A 17,581-nucleotide genomic window follows, 5' to 3' on the forward strand; every position below is an offset into this window, starting at 1 on the left:
CGCGATGGTTCAACAGCGACTAGCTGTTGAGGATGTCCTCGATCTGCTTGTCGAGGTCCGCGGCGATCGACGCGACGTCGCCGCCCTGGGCGATCTTGACGAGCGCCTCCTGGATGATCTGGGCAGCCTCGACCTCGGCCCACTTCGGGGTGGTCGGGGTGACCTTCGAGTTCTCAAGCGCGACGGCCTGGGCCTTGGCGATCTCGGTGTCGGGAAGGTTGGCCGCCGAGGCGGTGAGGCCCGGGGTCAGGCCGCCGGCAGCCAGGAGGTCCTGGTAGCCCGCGCCGGCCATGATGTCGAGCGCGGCACGAGCCTGCTCGGGGTTGGCGCTCTTGGTCGCCACGGCGACGTTCGAGCCACCCGCGAAGATCGGCGCGGTCTCGCCGGCCTCGAGGCCCGGGAGGGCGAAGGCGTGCAGGTCGGAGCCGTAGGTGTCGGCGCAGCCGGGCGCCTCGGCGTCTGCCGGAGCGGTGATCGACCACTGGACCCACGCGGGAGCCGAGAGGAAGACGTCTTCACCGGCGCAGAAGGGGACCTGCGGGTCGGTCTCGTCGCCGTCCTTGGCCGCGTTGGACGCGTTCAGGTAGACGTCCTGCAGCTGGGTGAGGCCTTCGATGCCGCCCTCGCTGGAGAAGCCGGCCTTCCATGCGTCGCCGTCCTGCTCGGCGATGAAGCCGCCGTGCGCCCAGACGTAGGGAAGCGCGTTGTACCAGTCGCGGCCGGGAGCCCAGATGCCCGAGACGGTGTCGGTCTTGCGAGCCTTGCCGGTCTCGACGTACTCGTCGAGGGTCGTCGGGACAGCCGTGTCGCCGAGGATCTGCTGGCTGTAGAAGACGATGCGGCCACCGGCGTAGTACGGAGCGGCGTAGAGGTCGCCGTCGTAGGTCGCCGACTCGACGAGTCCGGGCAGGTAGTCGTCAGAGGCGAAGTCCTCGAGCGGCAGGAACAGGCCCTGGTCCGCGAAGCTCGCGGTCTGGGTGTTGCCGACCTCGACCACGTCGGGCGAGTCGTTGGACTGGAGCGCCGCGGCGTAGGTGTCGCTGACGTCGGCCCAGGTCTTCTCCTCGACCGTGAGGGTCCAGCCGTCGTTCTCGGACTCGAACGTGTCCTTGAGGTAGGCGCGCGCGTCCTCGGGGGTGTCGGAGCCGACGACCCAGACCGTGATGTCGCCGCCGTCGGACGACGCCGACTCAGTGCCACCGGTGCTGCAACCGGCGAGGGTCAGGGCCGCAGCGGCGCCGAGCGCCACGATGCCGAGTTTCCTCATGTGCGTTTCCTTTCGTGGGGTGTGGGTCGTAGCGGGGGTTCGCTGGACCCTTGGTGCGTGGGGCCTCGGTCAGGAGACCCCGAGTTGTCCGGAGAGGACCATGACGGCCGCGCCGCGAAGGACGATGTCCTGCGCCTGCTCGGTCATCCGGAGCCTCAGATCACGGTTGTGTTCCGCCATCGTCCGCGTCCGGAGCGTGTCGACGGCCGCCAGGGCGAGCGGTCCGTCAAGCAGTTCGGCGGGGCCGCTCAGCGCGACCTCCGACAGGTTGAGCGCGCCGACGACCGGCGCGAGTACGATGCCGAGGCGACGGCCGGCCTCCGTGAGGATCGCCTCGCGGTCGGATGCCGCGTGCTCGGTCTCCGCGATCGCGTCGAGCTGTGCGGTGAGCCGAGGCACGGCCAGCCACGTCTCGAGGCACCCGGACTTGCCGCAGGCGCAGCGCGGTCCGCCGTCGGTGCCGACGATGACGTGGCCGATCTCGCCCGCGGCGAACCCGCCGCCGATGACCGGGCGGCCGCCGATGATGAGTCCGGCGCCGACACCGTGGCCGACCTTCACGAGCAGGAGGTCGTCGCTCGTGGACGCGCCGTGCTCGGCGAGCACCGCGACGTTCGCGTCGTTGCCGACGTGCACGGGCAGGTCGAACGCCGCGTGCAGGCGGCCCTGGAGGTCGAGTCCCCGCCAGTCGAGGTTCGGGGCGGAACGGATGACCCCGTTGGGGTCGACGACGCCCGGGGAGCCGACGCCGATGCCGAGCACGGGTGCGGTGGCCGCCGCGACGAGTCGTGCGACGAGCGCATCGACGAGGGCGACCGCGGCCTCCCCCGTCGCACCGTCGCGGGAGACCTCGGCTCGCGAGACGATCACGCCGTCGAGGTCGACGATCGCGCCGAGGAAGCGCTCGTGGTCGGAGAGGTCGACCCCGATGATCTGGAACGCCGCGCGATCGACGTCGATGAGGATGGCGGGCTTGCCCGGCCGGGCATCCTCGCGCTGTCCGAGCTCGATGACGAGGCGCTCGGCGATGAGCTCCGCGACGAGGTCGGAGATGGTCACGCGGGTGAGGCCGGTCTCGCGGGCGACATCCGCTCGGCTCTGCGGTCCGGCGGTGTAGAGCGTCTGCAGGACGAGGGCGCGGTTGTGGCTGCGCGCGTGCTCCGGCAACACCTTGCCGGTGGGGCGGAGGGCCCTGGACCTGGTGAAGATCGGGGCGTCGACGAACGGGGTCGTGAGCACGTCGGCTCCGGCACCCTGGGGGGCCGGGCTCTCGAGGGTCGAACCTCGCTGCGCCTCCGTTGACATGTTTGTTAGTAAACCTTACGAACAAATGAATTGCAAGAGTCGTCCGACGCGAATCCGCCTCGTTACCGAACCGTGACTCGGTCGGTCAGGCGGCCGTGGGCTCCGTCGCCTTCGCGCCCGACCCGCCGAGGCTCGGCGCCGTGTCGCGCCGGCTCCCGAGAGCTCGAAGCGCTGCGAGGATCGTGACGAGATCCACGATCTCCTGGAGCAGCGCGCCCACGACGGCCGGGATCACGCCGAATGCCGCGACGATCATCAGCGCCACGCTCACGACGATGCCGATCCAGATGCTCTGCAGGGCGATGCGCACGGTGTCCCGACCGACCTCGACCGCCTTGGCGACGCGCGAGATCTCGTCGACGAGGATGACCGCCGACGCCGACTCGCTCGCCGCCGTCGCGCCCTTCGCCCCCATCGCGATGCCGACGTCGGCCGCCGCGAGCACCGGCGCGTCGTTGACCCCGTCCCCGACCATGATGACGGGCCGCTCCGCGATCGCCGCGACCTCGTGCACCTTGTCGGCCGGGAGGCACTCGGCACGCACCCGCGTGATGCCGAGCTCCGCGGCGACGTGCTCCGCGGTGGCCGCGGCGTCGCCGGTGAGCATCATCGTCCGATGCACGCCGAGGGCGTCGAGCCGCGCGAGCATCGCCCTGGCGTCCGGGCGCACCCGGTCCCTCGCGAGGAGTGCGCCAGCGTACCGCCCGTCGATCGCGACGTAGATCGCCAGCTCGCCGGGGGCGATCGCGGTCCTCGCGGCATCCGGAGCGTGCTCGAGCACGAACGCGAACTTGCCGACCACGACCTCGCGTCCGCCGATCACGGCCTCCACGCCGTTCGTGGCCGCCTCCCGCGCCCGCTCGGCCTCCTGGAGGGTGAGCCCGCGCTCCCGGGCGGCGCCGATCATCGACGCCGCGAGCACATGCGATGAGTACTGCTCCGCCGACGCGGCGGCAGCGAGCACCTCCTCGTCGCCGAAGCCGCCCGCCGACCTGATCGCGACGAGTTCGGGCTCGCCGCGCGTGAGGGTGCCCGTCTTGTCGAACACCGCGGTCTTCGCGGCGGCGAGGAGTTCGAGCACTCCCCCGCCCTTGACGATCACGCCGTTGCGGGCGGCCCGGCTCATGCCGCCGAGGTACGCCACCGGGGCCGCGATGAGCAGGGGACACGGCGTGGCGAGCACGAGCACCTCCGCGAACCGCGCCGGGTCGCCGGACGCCCACCACGCGACCCCGGCGAGGGCGAGCGAGAAGACCGTGAAGGGCACCGCGTACCGGTCGGCGAGGCGCACGACCGGGGCCTTGGACTCGGCGGCGTCGGCCACGAGGGCGACGATCTGCTGGTACTGGCTCTCCCCCGCCGTCGCCGACGCCACGACCTCGATCGCGGCGAGGCCGTTCACCGAGCCGCTCAGCACGGCGTCCCCCGCACGCCGCTCGACCGGCACGCTCTCGCCGGTGATCGACGACTCGTCGAGCGTCGCCTCCTCGGAGCGGAGCGTGGCATCCACCGGGAGGATCTCGCTCGGCCGGATGAGCAGCAGGTCGCCCACGCGCACCTCGTCGGCGCGGATCTCGACGATCCGGTCGCCCTCGAGGCGGTGCGCGAGCTGCGGCGCCCGCCTGAGGAGCGCATCGAGTTCGCGCTTGGCCCGCCGGTTCGCGAAGTCCTCGAGGGCCTCGCCGCCGGTGAGCATGAGCACCACGAGAAGTGCGGCGACGTACTCGCCGACGGCGACGGTGGCGGCGATCGCGGTGATCGCGAGCACGTCGAGCCCCCAGTGCCCCCGCAGCATGTCGCGCACCATCCCGACCGCCTGCCAGGCCGCGACCACGAGCGCGTAACCGCCGAAGAGCCACGCCACGGCGGACCCCGCACCCGCGAGCGCGAGCGCGATGCCGAGGCAACCGATCGCGATGGTCAGCGTGACGGCCCAGTACCGCCGGGCGTACCTCAGGACACGGGCCATGCCCCCATCCTGCCCCGCCCGCCGTCCTCCGCCCCGAAGACCCGCGGCCGGAGGCCCGCGGCCGGGAACGACGAAGGGGCGGATGCCGCAGCATCCGCCCCTTCGCCTCGAACCGTGGACTACGCCGCGATGCGCGCCTTCAGGTTGTCGGCCAGCGTCTGGAGGAACTCCTCGGTCGTCTGGTAGGCCTGCTCGGGACCGACGAGGGCCGCGAGGTCCTTCGTCATGGCGCCCGACTCGACCGTCTTGATGACGACGTCCTCGAGGGTCAGCGAGAAGTCGATGAGCTCCTGGTTGCCGTCGAGCTTGCCGCGGTGCGCGAGACCGCGCGTCCAGGCGTAGATCGAGGCGATCGGGTTCGTCGACGTGGGCTTGCCCTGCTGGTGCTGGCGGTAGTGGCGCGTGACGGTGCCGTGCGCCGCCTCGGCCTCGACGACCTTGCCGTCGGGCGTGGCCAGGACGGAGGTCATGAGGCCCAGCGAGCCGAAGCCCTGCGCGACGGTGTCGGACTGCACGTCGCCGTCGTAGTTCTTGCAGGCCCAGACGTAGCCGCCCTCCCACTTGAGGGATGCCGCGACCATGTCGTCGATGAGGCGGTGCTCGTACGTGAGGCCGGCGGCGTCGAAGGCCTCCTTGAACTCGGTCTCGAAGACCTCCTGGAAGAGGTCCTTGAAGCGACCGTCGTACGCCTTGAGGATGGTGTTCTTCGTCGAGAGGTACACCGGGTAGTTGCGCGAGAGGCCGTAGTTCAGCGAGGCGCGCGCGAAGTCGCGGATCGAGTCGTCGAGGTTGTACATGCCCATCGCGACGCCCGAGCCGGGCGACTGGAAGACCTCGAACTGCTGCGGCTCCGAGCCGTCCTTCGGGGTGAAGGTCATCGTGAGCGTGCCCTCGCCCTCGAAGCGGAAGTCGGTGGCGCGGTACTGGTCGCCGAACGCGTGGCGGCCGACGATGATCGGCTTGTTCCAGCCGGGCACGAGACGCGGGATATTCGAGATGATGATGGGCTCGCGGAAGATCACGCCGCCGAGGATGTTGCGGATCGTGCCGTTCGGCGAGCGCCACATCTTCTTCAGGCCGAACTCCTCGACGCGCGCCTCGTCGGGCGTGATCGTCGCGCACTTGACGCCGACGCCGTGCTTCTGGATGGCGTGCGCCGCGTCGACGGTGATCTGGTCGTCGGTCTCGTCGCGCTTCTGGATGGAGAGGTCGTAGTACTCGAGGTTCACGTCGAGGTACGGGTGGATGAGCTGGTCCTTGATGGCCTGCCAGATGATGCGGGTCATCTCGTCGCCGTCGAGTTCGACGACGGTGCCTTCAACCTTGATCTTGGACACGGTTCGTGGTCTCCTTGCGGTCGTTCGGGAAGTTCGAGGAAGTCTCGAGAGGGCGCGCGAACGCCACCCGAGAGTTTACCGCGTCGGTCGGAATATCTTGACATCGAGACATTCACGGGCCGTCGGAGGCCGAACCGAGTGTTCATGACACCGCGCTACCGGCTCCGGCATCCCACACGTTAGCCTTGGCAGCATGGCTGAGCTGAGACTGGAAGAACTGAACGCGTCGAACATCGTGGCGGCGAACACGCTCTCACTCAAGCCCGGCCAGGAGCAGTTCATCGCTCCCGTCACCTACTCGGCCGAGGCGACCGTGGTCAACCCGGCGACCTCGTGGCAGCGCATCGTGACCCTAGATGACCGCGTCGTGGGCTTCATCCACGGCAACTTCGACCCCGAGAACCCGCACGAGGAGTTCCGTGCGTGCATCTGGCGCATCAATGTCGACGCCGACGTGCAGGGCCGCGGCGTCGGCCGCTTCCTCGCCAAGTCGCTCGCCGAGGAGGCCAAGCGCCGCGGGTTCGACCGCATCACGGTGCTGTGGGAGCCGGGCGAGGAGGGGCCGGAGGCCTTCTTCCACCGCATCGGCTTCACCGACGTGGGCGAGACCGCCTACGGCGACGTGATCGGCGCGCTCGAGCTCTAGCCGCCGAGCGAGGGCAGAGCGGACAGGGCAGAGCGGATGCCGCAGCAGCCCGTCGGCTTCGTCGAGGCGGTCCTCGCCGTGGTCGCCGACATCCCCCCGGGGCAGGTCGCGACCTACGGCGACGTCGCGGCGCTGCTCGGATCGCGCGGCGCGCGCGCCGTCGGCGGCGTGATGGCGAGGTACGGTTCGGATGCCGCGTGGTGGCGCGTCGTGCGCGCGGGCGGGCACCCGCCCTCGGGCCACGCCGCGTCGGCACGAGACCACTACGAGCGGGAGGGCACGCCGATCGTGGCGACGGCCGACGACGACGGCTACCGCATCGACCTCTCGGCCGCCCGCTGGCGCCCCTGAGCGCCGCCCCTCAGCCGTCGAGCGGGATCCGCATGATGATCGTGGTCCCGGCCCCCGGCGGGCTCGACACCGTGATCGTGCCGCCGACCGCGTCGATGCGGTCGGCGATGCCGAGCATGCCCGTGCCGGCATCGACCGAGGCCCCGCCCACGCCGTTGTCCCGCACCTCCAGCACGAGCTCGTCGCCGACGACGTTCGCCCGCACCCACGCCCTCGTCGCCCGGGAGTGCTTGGCCACGTTCGCCAGCGCCTCGGCGAGCACGAAGTAGGCGGTGGACTCGATGATCTCGGGCAGCCGCCCCTCGGCCTGCACGTCGACGTCGACGGGGACCGGGCAGCGGCCGGCGACCTCCGGCACGGCGAGCGCGAGCCCGCCCGACGAGAGCAGGCTGGGATGGATGCCGTGGGCGAGTTCCCGCAGTTCCCGCAGCGCCTGGTTCAGCGTGGTGATCGTCTGCTCGAGGTCCTCGGCGAGACCGGCCTGGCCCGCGTCGCGGGCGGCGTTCGCCGCGAGCCGCAGCCGCATGCCGAGCGAGACGAGGTGCTGCTGCGCCCCGTCGTGCAGGTCGCGCTCGATACGCCGGCGCGCCTCGACCCCGGCCTCGACGATGCGCTGGCGCGACAGGCGCACCTGCTCGAGGGTCCGCTCGATCTCGGAGCGCAGTCGCCCGTTGTCGACGGAGAGCCGCAGGGCGCTGGAGACGCCGTCGAGCAGGCGCATGTTGTCCGTGAGCACGCGGTCGTGGCGGATCAGCGCGATCGGCGCCCCGAGCGGAGACGCGACGGGCAGCACACCGTGGCCGTGGCGGGGATCGGCGTCCTCGTCGGTGATGGGCGTGCCCGCGGCATCCGCGTACCTGCCCTTCGCCTCGTCCCACCAGTAGACGCGCACGGAGTCGTCGCGCAGGGTGCGTGCGAGCGATTCGGCCCAGAGTCCCCGGTCGGCGCCCTCGCGCGTGATGCGCATGAGGTCGGCGACCCTGGCGCGCATGTTGCGGGCGTGCGCGATGCCGGCGTCGAAGCTCACGGGGATGGACGCGATGGCCACGAGCGAGACGGTGGCGAGCACCCCGTCCTCCGCGGCGGTCGCGTAGTTCACGGCCTGCGCGGCGAGGGTCAGCGCCCACGCGAGCAGGGCGACGGGCATGAGGAACGCGACCGTGCGGGCCGGAACGCTCGCGCGCATCCAACGCACGAGCAGGCGACCGGCGATGACGAGCGCGAGCGCTCCGCCCACGACCCGGTAACCGAGGTCGACCGCGGCGAAGAGGGCCGGTGCCTCGCCGATGCGGTACGCGTTCGGGGCGCAGTCGCACGGGTTCGCCTCGGGACCGGCGAACAGCACGACCACGACGAGGTTGACGAGGAACGAGACGAGCGCGATCGCGGCGATGGTGCGCTCGAAGCGGCCGCTGAGCCGGCCCTTCGGGTAGACGAGCACGAGGATGCCGGCGATCACCGCCCACGCGAGGTCGACGCCGCGCACGATCGGCCAGACCCACTCCCACTCGCCGATGATGCGGTACACCGACTGCGGGATCCACAGCACGACGAACGCGATCATGAGCCTCGCCGGGGTTCTGGCCGGGCCGATGTGCCACGCCACGCCGGCGCACGCGGCGAAGACGAGGGGCACGATCGCGTGCAGCGTGGAGTACGACACCTCGGCCCGCTCGGCCGCGGGGGTCGCGAGGTACCCCCCGATCTCCATGGCCAGGCTGAGGGCCACGGCCAGGCTGATCGTGATCGTGCGCCTGATGATCCGGCCTTTGCGGCCGGGCGCCATCACCTCTCGCCGAGGAGGGTCAGCACCGCCAGCACGCGGCGGTGGTGCTCTGGCGACTCCTCGAGGTCGAGCTTCTGCAGGATGCTGCGCACGTGCGTCTCGACGGTCTTCAACCCGAGGAAGAGCGTCTGCGCGATGCCGCCGTTCGAGTAGCCCTGCGCCATGAGCTCGAGCACCGAGCGCTCCCGCTCGGTGAGCCGCGAGATCGGGTCGTCGGCGCGGGACCGCTTCACGAGCTGCTCGACGACCTCGGGGTCGACGACGGACCCGCCGCCGGCGACCGTCTCGATCGCCCGCACGAGGGTCTCGGGCTCGGAGACGCGCTCCTTCAGCAGGTAGCCCGTGCCGCTGCCGGTCTGCATCACGCGCAGCGCGTACTCGGGCGTGGCGTACATCGAGAGCAGCAGCACGCCGATCTCGGAGCCGGATGCGCGGATCTGCTCGAGCGCGACGATGCCCTCGTCGCGGTGAGTCGGCGGCATCCGGATGTCGAGCACGGCGGCGTCGATGCCCCCGTCGCGCACCAGCCGTACGAGCTCGTCGCCCGTGCCGACCGAGGCGACCACGTCGAGGCCGCCGCTCTCGAGCACCTTCGCGATGCCCTCGCGCAGCAGGAGGGCGTCATCGGCGATCGCGACGCGCAGGGGGGAGGCGTCGTTCATGGACCCTCCGGTCGTCAGGCACGTGAACACGGCGGCAGCCGCTCCCGCGAACATACCGCGCCCACCGCCGCGCCCTGTACCCCCAAACTGGGGGTCCCCGGTCCGGATGCCTCAGGGCCGGCCACCCCGCAGCTCGGTGCTGGCCCCGATCCGGATCGTGCCGGCGCCCGTCAGGCTCGTGCCATGAGCACGGACCCGGGCGGAGCTCCGCGATGACCGTCACCACCACGGAGCACGGACGCCATGCCGAGGACGGACGCACGGCGACGCGACGATCGGCCGCCTCCGAGGACCGACGCGAGGCCCGGCGCGTCCGCGCCGACCGACGGGCACGGGCCTCTCGGGGCGAGTCGGCACCGGACGCGCGCGTCCCGGCATCCCCTGGCGAGGCGGAACGCCCGCCGCACCGTGAGCTCGTTCGACGCGATCTGGCCGAGCGCGCCCATCGCATCGGCCTCCTCCGCCTCGTCGAGGAGCACGGGACGCCGTTGGTCGTCCTCGATCCCGACCGGGTCACGGCGCAACTGCTCGAGCTGCGGCACCACCTCCCCGGCGTGGAGCTCCGGGTCGCGGTGGATTCCCTCCCCCACCCCGCGCTCATCCGCGCCGTCGACGCGTTCGGCGCGACGTTCGACGTGGGATCGCGGCACGAGCTCGACCGGCTCGAGGGCGGAGGCGTCGCCCTCGGCGGCTGCGTGCACACGCGCTCGTCACTGTCGACGGCCGACCTCACGGGTGCGTACCTGCGCGGCATCCGCACGTTCGTCCTCGACGACCCCGCCCCGGTGGGGGCCTTCGCGGGCCTGCCGGCGGACGCCCGCCTGCTCGTGCGGCTCGCAGCGCCCGCCGTAGCGGACATCGGGGACGGCGCATCTGCGGCGGTCGGCCTCGAGCCGGCGGCCGCCCGCGACGTCGTCGCCCGATGCCGTCGCGCGGGTCGCCACGTCGCGGGCTTCACCGTGCACGTCGGGGGCCGGGCGGCGGACGCCGGCGCCTGGGCCGAGGCGATCGGACGCGCCCTGGCGCTCATGCGCACGCTCGAGCGCGAGTCGGTCATCGGGTTCGACACGCTCGCCCTCGCCGGCGACATCCCGCTCGCTGAGGACGCGTCCTCCGCTGCTCCGCCCGCGATCGTCCGGGCCATCCGCGACTCCGTCGCCGCGGCGCCGTCCCACTGTCGGGTGAGTCTCCAGCCGGGCCGGTTCGTCACCGCTCCCGCGATGACCCTCGTGAACCGCGTGGTCGGCACGTCGGCGACGTCGGACCGGCGGTGGGTGCAGCCCGACGGCGACCTGGCGGCCGCGAGCGGCTCGCCGAGCGAGGCCGTCGCCGCCTTCGTGTTCGCGGCCTCCGAACTCGAGTACCGCTCGCCGGCCGACGGGGATGCCGAACGGGCGATCCGGCGCCTCCGCGAACGCGCCTACCAGGACGTGACCCTCACGGGCGGGGCATCCGACGGGGCTCGCCCGGGCGGGCGGGCGCTCCGGCTCCCACCGCTTTCGGTCGGCGACCTGCTCGTGAGCCCCGGGGTCGGCTCCGACGCGCGAGGTGCGGCGAGCGATTCCGCCCGGGGCCGGCCGGCCCGCGTCCACGTGCTCGCAGACCGGCGGCGGCCCGCCCGAACATGACCGGCCGGGCCGGGCCGACCCGGCGGGCGCAGCGCGGCCGCGGCATCCGCCCGATGAACGGATGCCGCGACCACCCCTGATCAGACCAGCGAGTCCCGCCAGGCCGCGTGCAGCGCTGCGAACCGGCCGGAACCGCCGATGAGGTCGGACGGCGCGCCGTCCTCGACGATGCGGCCGTGCTCCATGACGAGCACGCGATCGGCGATCGCGACCGTCGAGAGGCGGTGCGCGATGATCACGGCCGTGCGGTCGGCCAGCAGGGTCTGCAGGCCATCCTGCACGAGGCGCTCGCTCGGGATGTCGAGCGAGCTCGTCGCCTCGTCGAGGATCAGCACGGCCGGGTTCGCGAGGAACGCCCTCGCGAACGAGATCAGCTGACGCTGGCCCGCGCTCACCCGGCCGCCGCGCTTGTTCACGTCGGTGTCGTAGCCGTTCGGCAGGCCCTCGATGAACTCGTGCGCGCCGACCGCCTTCGCCGCCTGGACGATCTCCTCGAACGTCGCGTCGGGCTTGCCGAGCGCGATGTTGTCGGCCACCGAGCCCGAGAACAGGTACGCCTCCTGCGTGACCATGACGATCGCGCGGCGCAGGTCCTTCGGGTGCAGGCTGCGCAGGTCCACCCCGTCGAGGGTCACGACGCCGTCGCTCGGGTCGTAGAAGCGCGCGAGGAGCTTCGCGAGCGTCGTCTTGCCTGCGCCGGTGGACCCGACGAGGGCGACCGTCTGCCCGGCGGGCAGGTGCAGGTCGAACCGCGGCAGGATGATGCGATCGCGCGTGTACGCGAACTCCACGCCCTCGAACCCGACGTGGCCCTTCGCCTTCAGGAGGTCGACCGGGTGCGCCGGGTCGGGAACGCTCGGCTCCTCCTCGAGCACGCCCGAGATCTTCTCGAGGGCGCTCGACGCGGACTGGTACCCGTTGTAGAACATCGCCATGTCCTCCATCGGGTCGAAGAACCGCTTCGTGTAGAGCACCGCAGCGAGCAGCACGCCGATCTCGAGCGCGCCGTCGACGACGCGGAATCCGCCGAGCACGAGCGTGGCCGCCACCGCGGTGTTGCCGATGAACGCGAGGCCCGGGTTGTACACGGCGAACAGGCCGAGCACGCGGGCGTTGACGTCGCGGTAGTCCTCGACGAGGCCGCCGAACTCGCGCTCGTTGCGCTTCTCGGAGCGGAACGCCTGCACGGCGCGCATGCCGGTCATGGTCTCCACGAACTTCACGATGAGCTGCGCGGATGCCACGCGCGAGCGCCGGAACAGCGCCTGCGAGCGCACCTGGAACCAGCGCGTGAGGATGCCGAGCGGGACGAGCGCGACGAGCAGCACGAGCCCGGACGTCGGGTCGATGATGACGAGCGCGCCGGCCGTGAACACCATGTACATGAGCCCGCGCACGAGGAGCGTGAGGCCCTCGTCGAGGAGCTCGCGGATCGCGTCGAGGTCGCTCGTCTGCCGTGAGATGATGCGCCCCGACGTGTACGACTCGTGGAATTCGAGGCTGAGCCGCTGGGTGTGCAGGAACACGCGCGTCCGCAGGTCGATGAGGATCGCCTGCCCGATGCGCGCGGACATGCGGATGTACGTCGAGATCAGGAAGGCGCCCACGACCCCCGTCAGCAGGTAGGCCAGGCCCGCGAAGGCGGCCGGGTACCAGTCCTGGTCGATGAGTGCGGGGATGCCCTGGTCGATGCCGTAGGCGATGATCGCCGGCCCGGCGGCCTGCGCCGCCGAGGTGACGACGATCGCCGCCGCCGTCAGCCAGAGCTTCCCGCGCTGCGGCCGCAGCAGGGAGCCGAGCAGCCGCACGGACCGTGCCCGGATCTCCCGGGACTCCGCCTTCGTGTAGTCGAGGCGCTCCTCGCCCTGCACACCGGTGACGCTCATGATGCCGCTCCTCTCGCGGTCTGCCGGTCAAGGTCCTCGTCCGGCCCATCGGGGATGCCGGTCTCGGGGCGGACCGGATGGGCATCCGCCTCGTCCTCCAGGCTCGAGATCACGAACCGGTAGTGCTCGCTCTCGCGGAGCAGCTCGGAGTGCGTGCCCACGGCCGTCACCCGACCCGACTCGAGCAGCGCGACCCGGTCGGCCAGCATGACCGTCGAGGGCCGGTGCGCGACGATGAGCGCGGTCGTCGAGGCGAGCACCGAGCGAAGTTCGGCCTCGACCCTCGCCTCGGTGGCGACGTCGAGTGCCGAGAGCGGGTCGTCGAGCACGAGCACCGCGGGCTTCGCCGCGACGGCGCGCGCGAGCGCGAGGCGCTGGCGCTGGCCGCCCGAGAGGCTCATGCCCTCCTCGCCGACCTTCGTGTCGAGGCCGTCGGGCAGGTCGTACGCGAACCCGGCCTGCGCGATGCGGAGCGCCTCGTGCAGCACCTCGCCGGCGGCGTCGCCGTCGAGCTCGGGCCGGCCGAGGAGCACGTTCTCGCGCACGGACGCGCTGAACAGCGTGGCATCCTCGAACGCCATCGCGATGTGCCGGCGGAGCTCCTCGCGGGTGAAGGCGCGCACGTCGACGCCGTCGAGCGTCACCGAGCCGGCCGTCACGTCGTACAGCCTGGTGGTGAGCGCCGTGAGCGTGGTCTTGCCGCACCCGGTGAGCCCGACGAGCGCCATGGTCTCCCCGGGGCGGATGTCGAGGTCGACCCCGTCGAGCAGGTCGCCGAAGCGATCGGGCGAATCCTGGTACCGGAAGTGCACGCCGGTGAAGCTCAGCGCGCCGTGCGGCTCGCCGAGCACGCGCGGCGCCTCGGGGTCGACGATCACGTTCTCGCTGTCGAGCACCTCGAAGAAGCGGTCGGTCGCGGTCCGCGCGTCGAGCGAGAAGGCCAGGAGGAAGCCGATCGACTCGATCGGCCAGGCCAGCACGGTCGCGGTGGCGAAGAACGCCACGAGCGTGCCGACGGTGATGACGCCGTTGGCCGCGAGCCAGACTCCGAGCACGAGGCAGATCGCGAGGGCGATCGCCGGCACGAGGATGAGCCACACCCAGATGTTCGAGTCCAGGCGCGCCTTCGCGATCTCGGTGCTCCGCAGCGACTCGGCCTGCGCGCGGAAGGTCGAGAGGGCGTGCTTGCCGCGCCCGAACGCCTTCAGCACGCGGATGCCGTGCACGGACTCCTCCACCGCGGTCGCGAGGTCGCCCGCCTGGTCCTGGCTGCGCCGCGACATCTCGGAGTAGCGACCCTCGAAGAGGTAGCCCACGATCCAGAGCGGCAGCGAGCAGACGAGGAAGACCAGGCCCAGCATCCAGTTCATCGAGATGAGGATGCCGACGCCGACGATGATCGTCACGAGGTTCACGGCCGTCAGCACGAGGCCGAACGACAGCCAGCGACGGATGAGCCCGAGGTCGCTGACGGCGCGCGAGAGCAGCTGCCCGCTCGGCCACCGGTCGTGGAAGCTCACCGGCAGGTCCTGCAGCTTGGCGTACAGGGCGTTGCGCATGCGCGACTCGACCCGGGTGCCCGGACCCACGACGAGCCACCGCCGGAGGCCGTACATGAGGGCCTCGAGGGTGCCGAGCACGAAGACGAGCAGGGCGAGGGGCACGATCGCGTCGGCGTCGCCGTCGGCGAGCGGCCCGTCGACGATGGACTCGAGGACCTGCGGGATGCTGAGCGCGATGAGCTGGCCGAGCAGGGCGGCGAGCCCGCTGAAGGCGAAGGCCGGCGCGGAGCGGCCGACGTAGGTGCGCAGGCGCCACAACGCTCGGACGGTGCCGAGGCGCGGCGAGGCGGAATCGGGGTGGGGCTGGATGGCGGACAAGCCGGATCCCTTTCGAGAGTGATGCGAGACGACCGGAGATGAGGTCGGTCGGGCAGCGCGGCGAGCGCTGAATGACGTCGAGCGACGACGTGGATGCGGGGCTACCGCCGATCGGGGCAGGCCGAGCCTGCCGGGCCGGGTGGGATCTACCCGGAGATGCCCGTGACGACGTGGTACACCGGACGCAGAGCGCTACCGGCCACGAACGGGCGAGTGTAGCTGTCTGTCTGCATGGTGTCCTCCTGCGTCGTCATCGTCTTCATTCCATGCGGCTGCGGCGAGCGTGGCCAGCCCTGAAGCCTATGACAGATTCGACGCGGCGCGCAACACCGAATCTCGCCGTCAGCGCACGCGCACCGAGAGGCACGTGACGCAGCCCTCGAGCTTCTCGAACTCGCTGATGTCGACCGTGACCACCCGGTAGCCGAGGTTGGAGAGCATCGCAGCCGTCTGCGGTGCTGCCGAGGACATGAGCAGCGACTCGTCGCTGAGCGCCACGACGGCGACGCCCTCTGGCTCGACGACGGGCAGGAAGCGCGGGAACAGGCTCGGCACGTCGATGCGCTCGGGATCGCCGATGACGGTGCCGTCGGGCAGCGCGGTCACCGCGCTCTTCAGGTGCAGCGCCTTGGTCAGCGGCACGGCCACGACCTCGTAGCCGTGGGGCGCGAGGAGCGCCCGCAGCTGGCGGATGCCCTCGGCGTTGGTGCGCGACCCGGCGCCCACGTAGACCGTGGAACCGACCTTGAGCACATCGCCGCCGTCGAGCGTGCCCGGCGCGAGGATGCTCGCCACGCTGATGCCGGGGATCGACCGGACCGCGCGCTCGACGGCGTCGACCTCGGGCCGTCGCGACAGCGCGCCGGGATTGGCGAGCACGGCGAGGTCGCCGAACATCACGACCGTGTCCTCGACGAAGACGGAATCGGCGAGGTCGGGGGCCGCGTCGACCTCGATCGTCTCCCAGCCCTCGGAGAGCAGGGCCGCGCAGTAGTTGTCCCACTGCTCGTCGGCGAGGGCGTGATCGACCGGGCGGCGCTCGAGGTGCGTCAGCAGTCCCTCGTCGAGGTTCGTCGCGGGGATGCGGACGAGCGCGATGCGCCGCGACGGACGCTCGGGGGCGTAGTCCAGGATCGCGCGGAGGAGCTTGGGCGCCAGGAACACCTCACCGGCGATCACCGCGAGGATGAAGACCAGGTTGAGGCTCACGAGCGAGCCGACGACGAACATGAACAGCGGGCCGGAGAGCGGGTTGCCGACGGCCGCGGCCGTCACCGTGGTCGCGAGGAGCGCGGCGAGGCAGGCCGAGGTGAACCCCGTGATGAGGGTGAGGAACCACGCTCGCGTGGCGCCTGCGGCGTTCGCGACGGACAGGAGCACGAACGCGATGAAGCCGGCGAGCAGGAAGTGCCCGGTGAGCTGGCCGAAGGTCTGCGGCGTCTGGCCGTTGCCGATGAAGAACGCGAACAGCGCCGTGACCGCGGCGAGCAGGGCCACCGCCCCGGAGGACGCGAACACCGCGAGCACACGACGTCCGGGGGTCGGCGCGGGCTTGAACCGGGCAGGGCTCACGGGCGTGGCGGCGGGGGACGTCATGCCGACGAGCCTATCGGCCCCCGCCACCCGGTCAGACCGCGGCCTCGAGGCGCGCGCGTGCGAGCCGCTCCGCCGCCGCGAGCGTCGTCGTGCCGTGCTCCTCGGCCGAGCGCAGGACCGATGCGACGGTGTCGCCGATGCCGGCGATGCGGGCATCGAGCTCCGCCTGGTCGGCGTCGGGTGCGCTCGCGACGTCGAGGTAGATGACGCCTCCGGCGTTCACGACGAAGTCGGGCGCCCAGACGATGCCGCGCTCGGTGAGGCGGCCGGCGACCTCGCGGCTCGCGAGCTGGTTGTTCGCCGCGCCGACGACGGCGCGCACCCGCAGCTCCCCCACGACCTCGGGGGTGAGCACGCCGCCGAGTCCGCACGGCACGAAGACGTCGGCCTCGACCCGGTGCGCCTCGTCGGGGGCGACCCAGGTGGCTCCGAGCTCGTCGGCGAGCGCGCGCTTGCCCTCGGCGACATCCGTGACCGTGAGCCGCGCGCCGCCGGCGGCGAGCGAGCGGGCGAGGCGTCCGCCGACCTGGCCGAGGCCCGAGATCACGAGGTGGCGTCCGGCGAGGTCGCGCGAGCCGAAGACGTGCTCGAGCGTCGCGAGGATGGAGGCGTGCACGCCGGCCGCGGTGGCATCGGCCGGCTCGCCGACACCGCCCTGCTCGGGCGGCAGTCCGCAGACGTGCGCGGTGCGCTCGGCGACGACGGCCATGAGCTCGGCGCTCGTGCCGACGTCCTCGGCGGTCATGTACGCACCCTCGAGCGACTCGACGGCGTCGCCGAGGTCGAGCATCGCCGCGCGGACGGCGCGCTCGTCGAGGGCCGCGTGCTCGGGGATCACGACGACGGACTTGCCGCCGCCGCGTGCGAGTCCGGCCGCGGCGTTCTTCATGGTCATCGCCTGCGAGAGGCGGAGGGCGTCGGCGAGCCCGTCGGTCCAGCTCGCGTACCGCCAGAGGCGGGCGCCGCCGAGGGCCTGGCCGAGGCGGGTGGAATGCACCGCCACGATGATGGTGAGGCCCGAGCGACGGCCTCGCGAGATGAGGACGCGTTCGTGGTCGGGGGCCTCGAGCGGGAGGGCTGCCGCCGCTGCGGGGATCGCGCCGGTTCGGGTGGGCGCTGCGCCGGTCGCGACGGGTGCGGTCGGGGCGTGGGTGATCGTCATCGATCGGTCTCCTTGTTCATCCGCCTTGTGGGCGGAACGGTCGCCGGCGCCTCATGAGCGCCGTTCGCCTCAAGGATACCGCCGCCGGATGCCGCCGCCGACGGGG

The 17,581-nt window shown here is 71.9% G+C and carries 13 protein-coding genes; 3 read left to right on the forward strand and 10 right to left on the reverse strand.

All coding sequences use genetic code 11. The annotated features are described in order from the left end of the window. Positions 1–19 precede the first annotated feature (19 nt). From GQQ95_RS09240 to GQQ95_RS09255, 4 genes are all read right to left on the reverse strand, one after another. On the reverse strand, positions 20–1,267 hold the full coding sequence (locus tag GQQ95_RS09240) for an extracellular solute-binding protein (RefSeq protein ID WP_157427377.1): 1,248 nt from the start codon (positions 1,265–1,267) through the stop codon (positions 20–22). Positions 1,268–1,336: 69 nt separating this feature from the next. Next, on the reverse strand, positions 1,337–2,572 hold the full coding sequence (locus GQQ95_RS09245; RefSeq protein WP_157427378.1) for an ROK family transcriptional regulator: 1,236 nt from the start codon (positions 2,570–2,572) through the stop codon (positions 1,337–1,339). Between the two features lie 85 nt (positions 2,573–2,657). Next, on the reverse strand, positions 2,658–4,541 hold the full coding sequence (locus tag GQQ95_RS09250; protein WP_157427379.1) for a heavy metal translocating P-type ATPase: 1,884 nt from the start codon (positions 4,539–4,541) through the stop codon (positions 2,658–2,660). Positions 4,542–4,660: 119 nt separating this feature from the next. Next, complete coding sequence (locus GQQ95_RS09255) at positions 4,661–5,878, reverse strand: NADP-dependent isocitrate dehydrogenase (protein WP_157427380.1); 1,218 nt, start codon at positions 5,876–5,878, stop codon at positions 4,661–4,663. A 193-nt stretch (positions 5,879–6,071) separates the two neighbouring features. On the opposite strand from GQQ95_RS09255, the gene GQQ95_RS09260 reads away from it, so the two are divergent. Beyond that, positions 6,072–6,524 carry a GNAT family N-acetyltransferase gene (locus GQQ95_RS09260; protein ID WP_157427381.1) on the forward strand — a complete coding sequence of 151 codons (453 nt, stop codon included), beginning with the start codon at positions 6,072–6,074 and terminating at the stop codon, positions 6,522–6,524. Between the two features lie 36 nt (positions 6,525–6,560). After that, positions 6,561–6,875, forward strand: a complete 315-nt coding sequence (locus GQQ95_RS09265) for an MGMT family protein (RefSeq protein ID WP_157427382.1) — start codon at positions 6,561–6,563, stop codon at positions 6,873–6,875. A 10-nt stretch (positions 6,876–6,885) separates the two neighbouring features. Here GQQ95_RS09265 and GQQ95_RS09270 read toward each other — a convergent pair whose 3' ends face one another. Both GQQ95_RS09270 and GQQ95_RS09275 read right to left on the reverse strand, forming a co-directional pair. Then, the gene (locus GQQ95_RS09270; RefSeq protein WP_157427383.1) at positions 6,886–8,661 is read right to left on the reverse strand and encodes a sensor histidine kinase; all 1,776 of its coding nucleotides are present in this window, start codon (positions 8,659–8,661) and stop codon (positions 6,886–6,888) included. Then, positions 8,661–9,323, reverse strand: a complete 663-nt coding sequence (locus tag GQQ95_RS09275; protein ID WP_157427384.1) for a response regulator transcription factor — start codon at positions 9,321–9,323, stop codon at positions 8,661–8,663. Before GQQ95_RS09275 ends, GQQ95_RS09270 begins: the two co-directional genes overlap by 1 nt. A 212-nt stretch (positions 9,324–9,535) precedes the next feature. Between GQQ95_RS09275 and GQQ95_RS09280 the strand changes: the two genes are divergently transcribed. Further along, positions 9,536–10,951: a type III PLP-dependent enzyme domain-containing protein gene (locus tag GQQ95_RS09280; RefSeq protein WP_157427385.1), complete on the forward strand. Its 1,416-nt coding sequence runs from the start codon at positions 9,536–9,538 to the stop codon at positions 10,949–10,951. Between the two features lie 80 nt (positions 10,952–11,031). Here the strand turns inward: GQQ95_RS09280 and GQQ95_RS09285 are convergent, their stop codons facing one another. The 4 genes from GQQ95_RS09285 to GQQ95_RS09300 form a co-directional block, all read right to left on the reverse strand. Beyond that, entirely contained in the window at positions 11,032–12,837 is a 1,806-nt protein-coding gene (locus tag GQQ95_RS09285; RefSeq protein ID WP_157427386.1) for an ABC transporter ATP-binding protein, read from the reverse strand. Beyond that, positions 12,834–14,717 (reverse strand): ABC transporter ATP-binding protein, encoded by a 1,884-nt coding sequence (locus GQQ95_RS09290; RefSeq protein ID WP_157427387.1) that lies wholly within the window; start codon positions 14,715–14,717, stop codon positions 12,834–12,836. Before GQQ95_RS09290 ends, GQQ95_RS09285 begins: the two co-directional genes overlap by 4 nt. Positions 14,718–15,059: 342 nt before the next feature. Beyond that, positions 15,060–16,313, reverse strand: coding sequence for a dimethylargininase (ddaH, locus tag GQQ95_RS19765; RefSeq protein ID WP_157427388.1), 1,254 nt, complete (start codon positions 16,311–16,313; stop codon positions 15,060–15,062). Positions 16,314–16,344: 31 nt separating this feature from the next. Then, complete coding sequence (locus GQQ95_RS09300; RefSeq protein ID WP_157427389.1) at positions 16,345–17,475, reverse strand: Glu/Leu/Phe/Val dehydrogenase family protein; 1,131 nt, start codon at positions 17,473–17,475, stop codon at positions 16,345–16,347. Between the last annotated feature and the right edge of the window lie 106 nt (positions 17,476–17,581).

The sequence above is a fragment of the Agromyces salentinus genome, from assembly GCF_009749395.1.
Lineage (GTDB): Bacteria > Actinomycetota > Actinomycetes > Actinomycetales > Microbacteriaceae > Agromyces > Agromyces salentinus.

Bases quoted from the DNA above. Each gene is read 5' to 3' on its own strand.
- GQQ95_RS09275 (WP_157427384.1), bottom strand. From the start codon at position 9,323: ATGAACGACGCCTCCCCCCTGCGCGTCGCGATCGCCGATGACGCCCTC.
- GQQ95_RS09260 (WP_157427381.1), top strand. From the start codon at position 6,072: ATGGCTGAGCTGAGACTGGAAGAACTGAACGCGTCGAACATCGTGGCG.
- GQQ95_RS09280 (WP_157427385.1), top strand. From the start codon at position 9,536: ATGACCGTCACCACCACGGAGCACGGACGCCATGCCGAGGACGGACGC.
- GQQ95_RS09245 (WP_157427378.1), bottom strand. From the start codon at position 2,572: ATGTCAACGGAGGCGCAGCGAGGTTCGACCCTCGAGAGCCCGGCCCCC.
- GQQ95_RS09250 (WP_157427379.1), bottom strand. From the start codon at position 4,541: ATGGCCCGTGTCCTGAGGTACGCCCGGCGGTACTGGGCCGTCACGCTG.
- GQQ95_RS09270 (WP_157427383.1), bottom strand. From the start codon at position 8,661: ATGGCGCCCGGCCGCAAAGGCCGGATCATCAGGCGCACGATCACGATC.
- GQQ95_RS09265 (WP_157427382.1), top strand. From the start codon at position 6,561: ATGCCGCAGCAGCCCGTCGGCTTCGTCGAGGCGGTCCTCGCCGTGGTC.
- GQQ95_RS09240 (WP_157427377.1), bottom strand. From the start codon at position 1,267: ATGAGGAAACTCGGCATCGTGGCGCTCGGCGCCGCTGCGGCCCTGACC.
- GQQ95_RS09300 (WP_157427389.1), bottom strand. From the start codon at position 17,475: ATGACGATCACCCACGCCCCGACCGCACCCGTCGCGACCGGCGCAGCG.
- ddaH (WP_157427388.1), bottom strand. From the start codon at position 16,313: ATGACGTCCCCCGCCGCCACGCCCGTGAGCCCTGCCCGGTTCAAGCCC.
- GQQ95_RS09285 (WP_157427386.1), bottom strand. From the start codon at position 12,837: ATGAGCGTCACCGGTGTGCAGGGCGAGGAGCGCCTCGACTACACGAAG.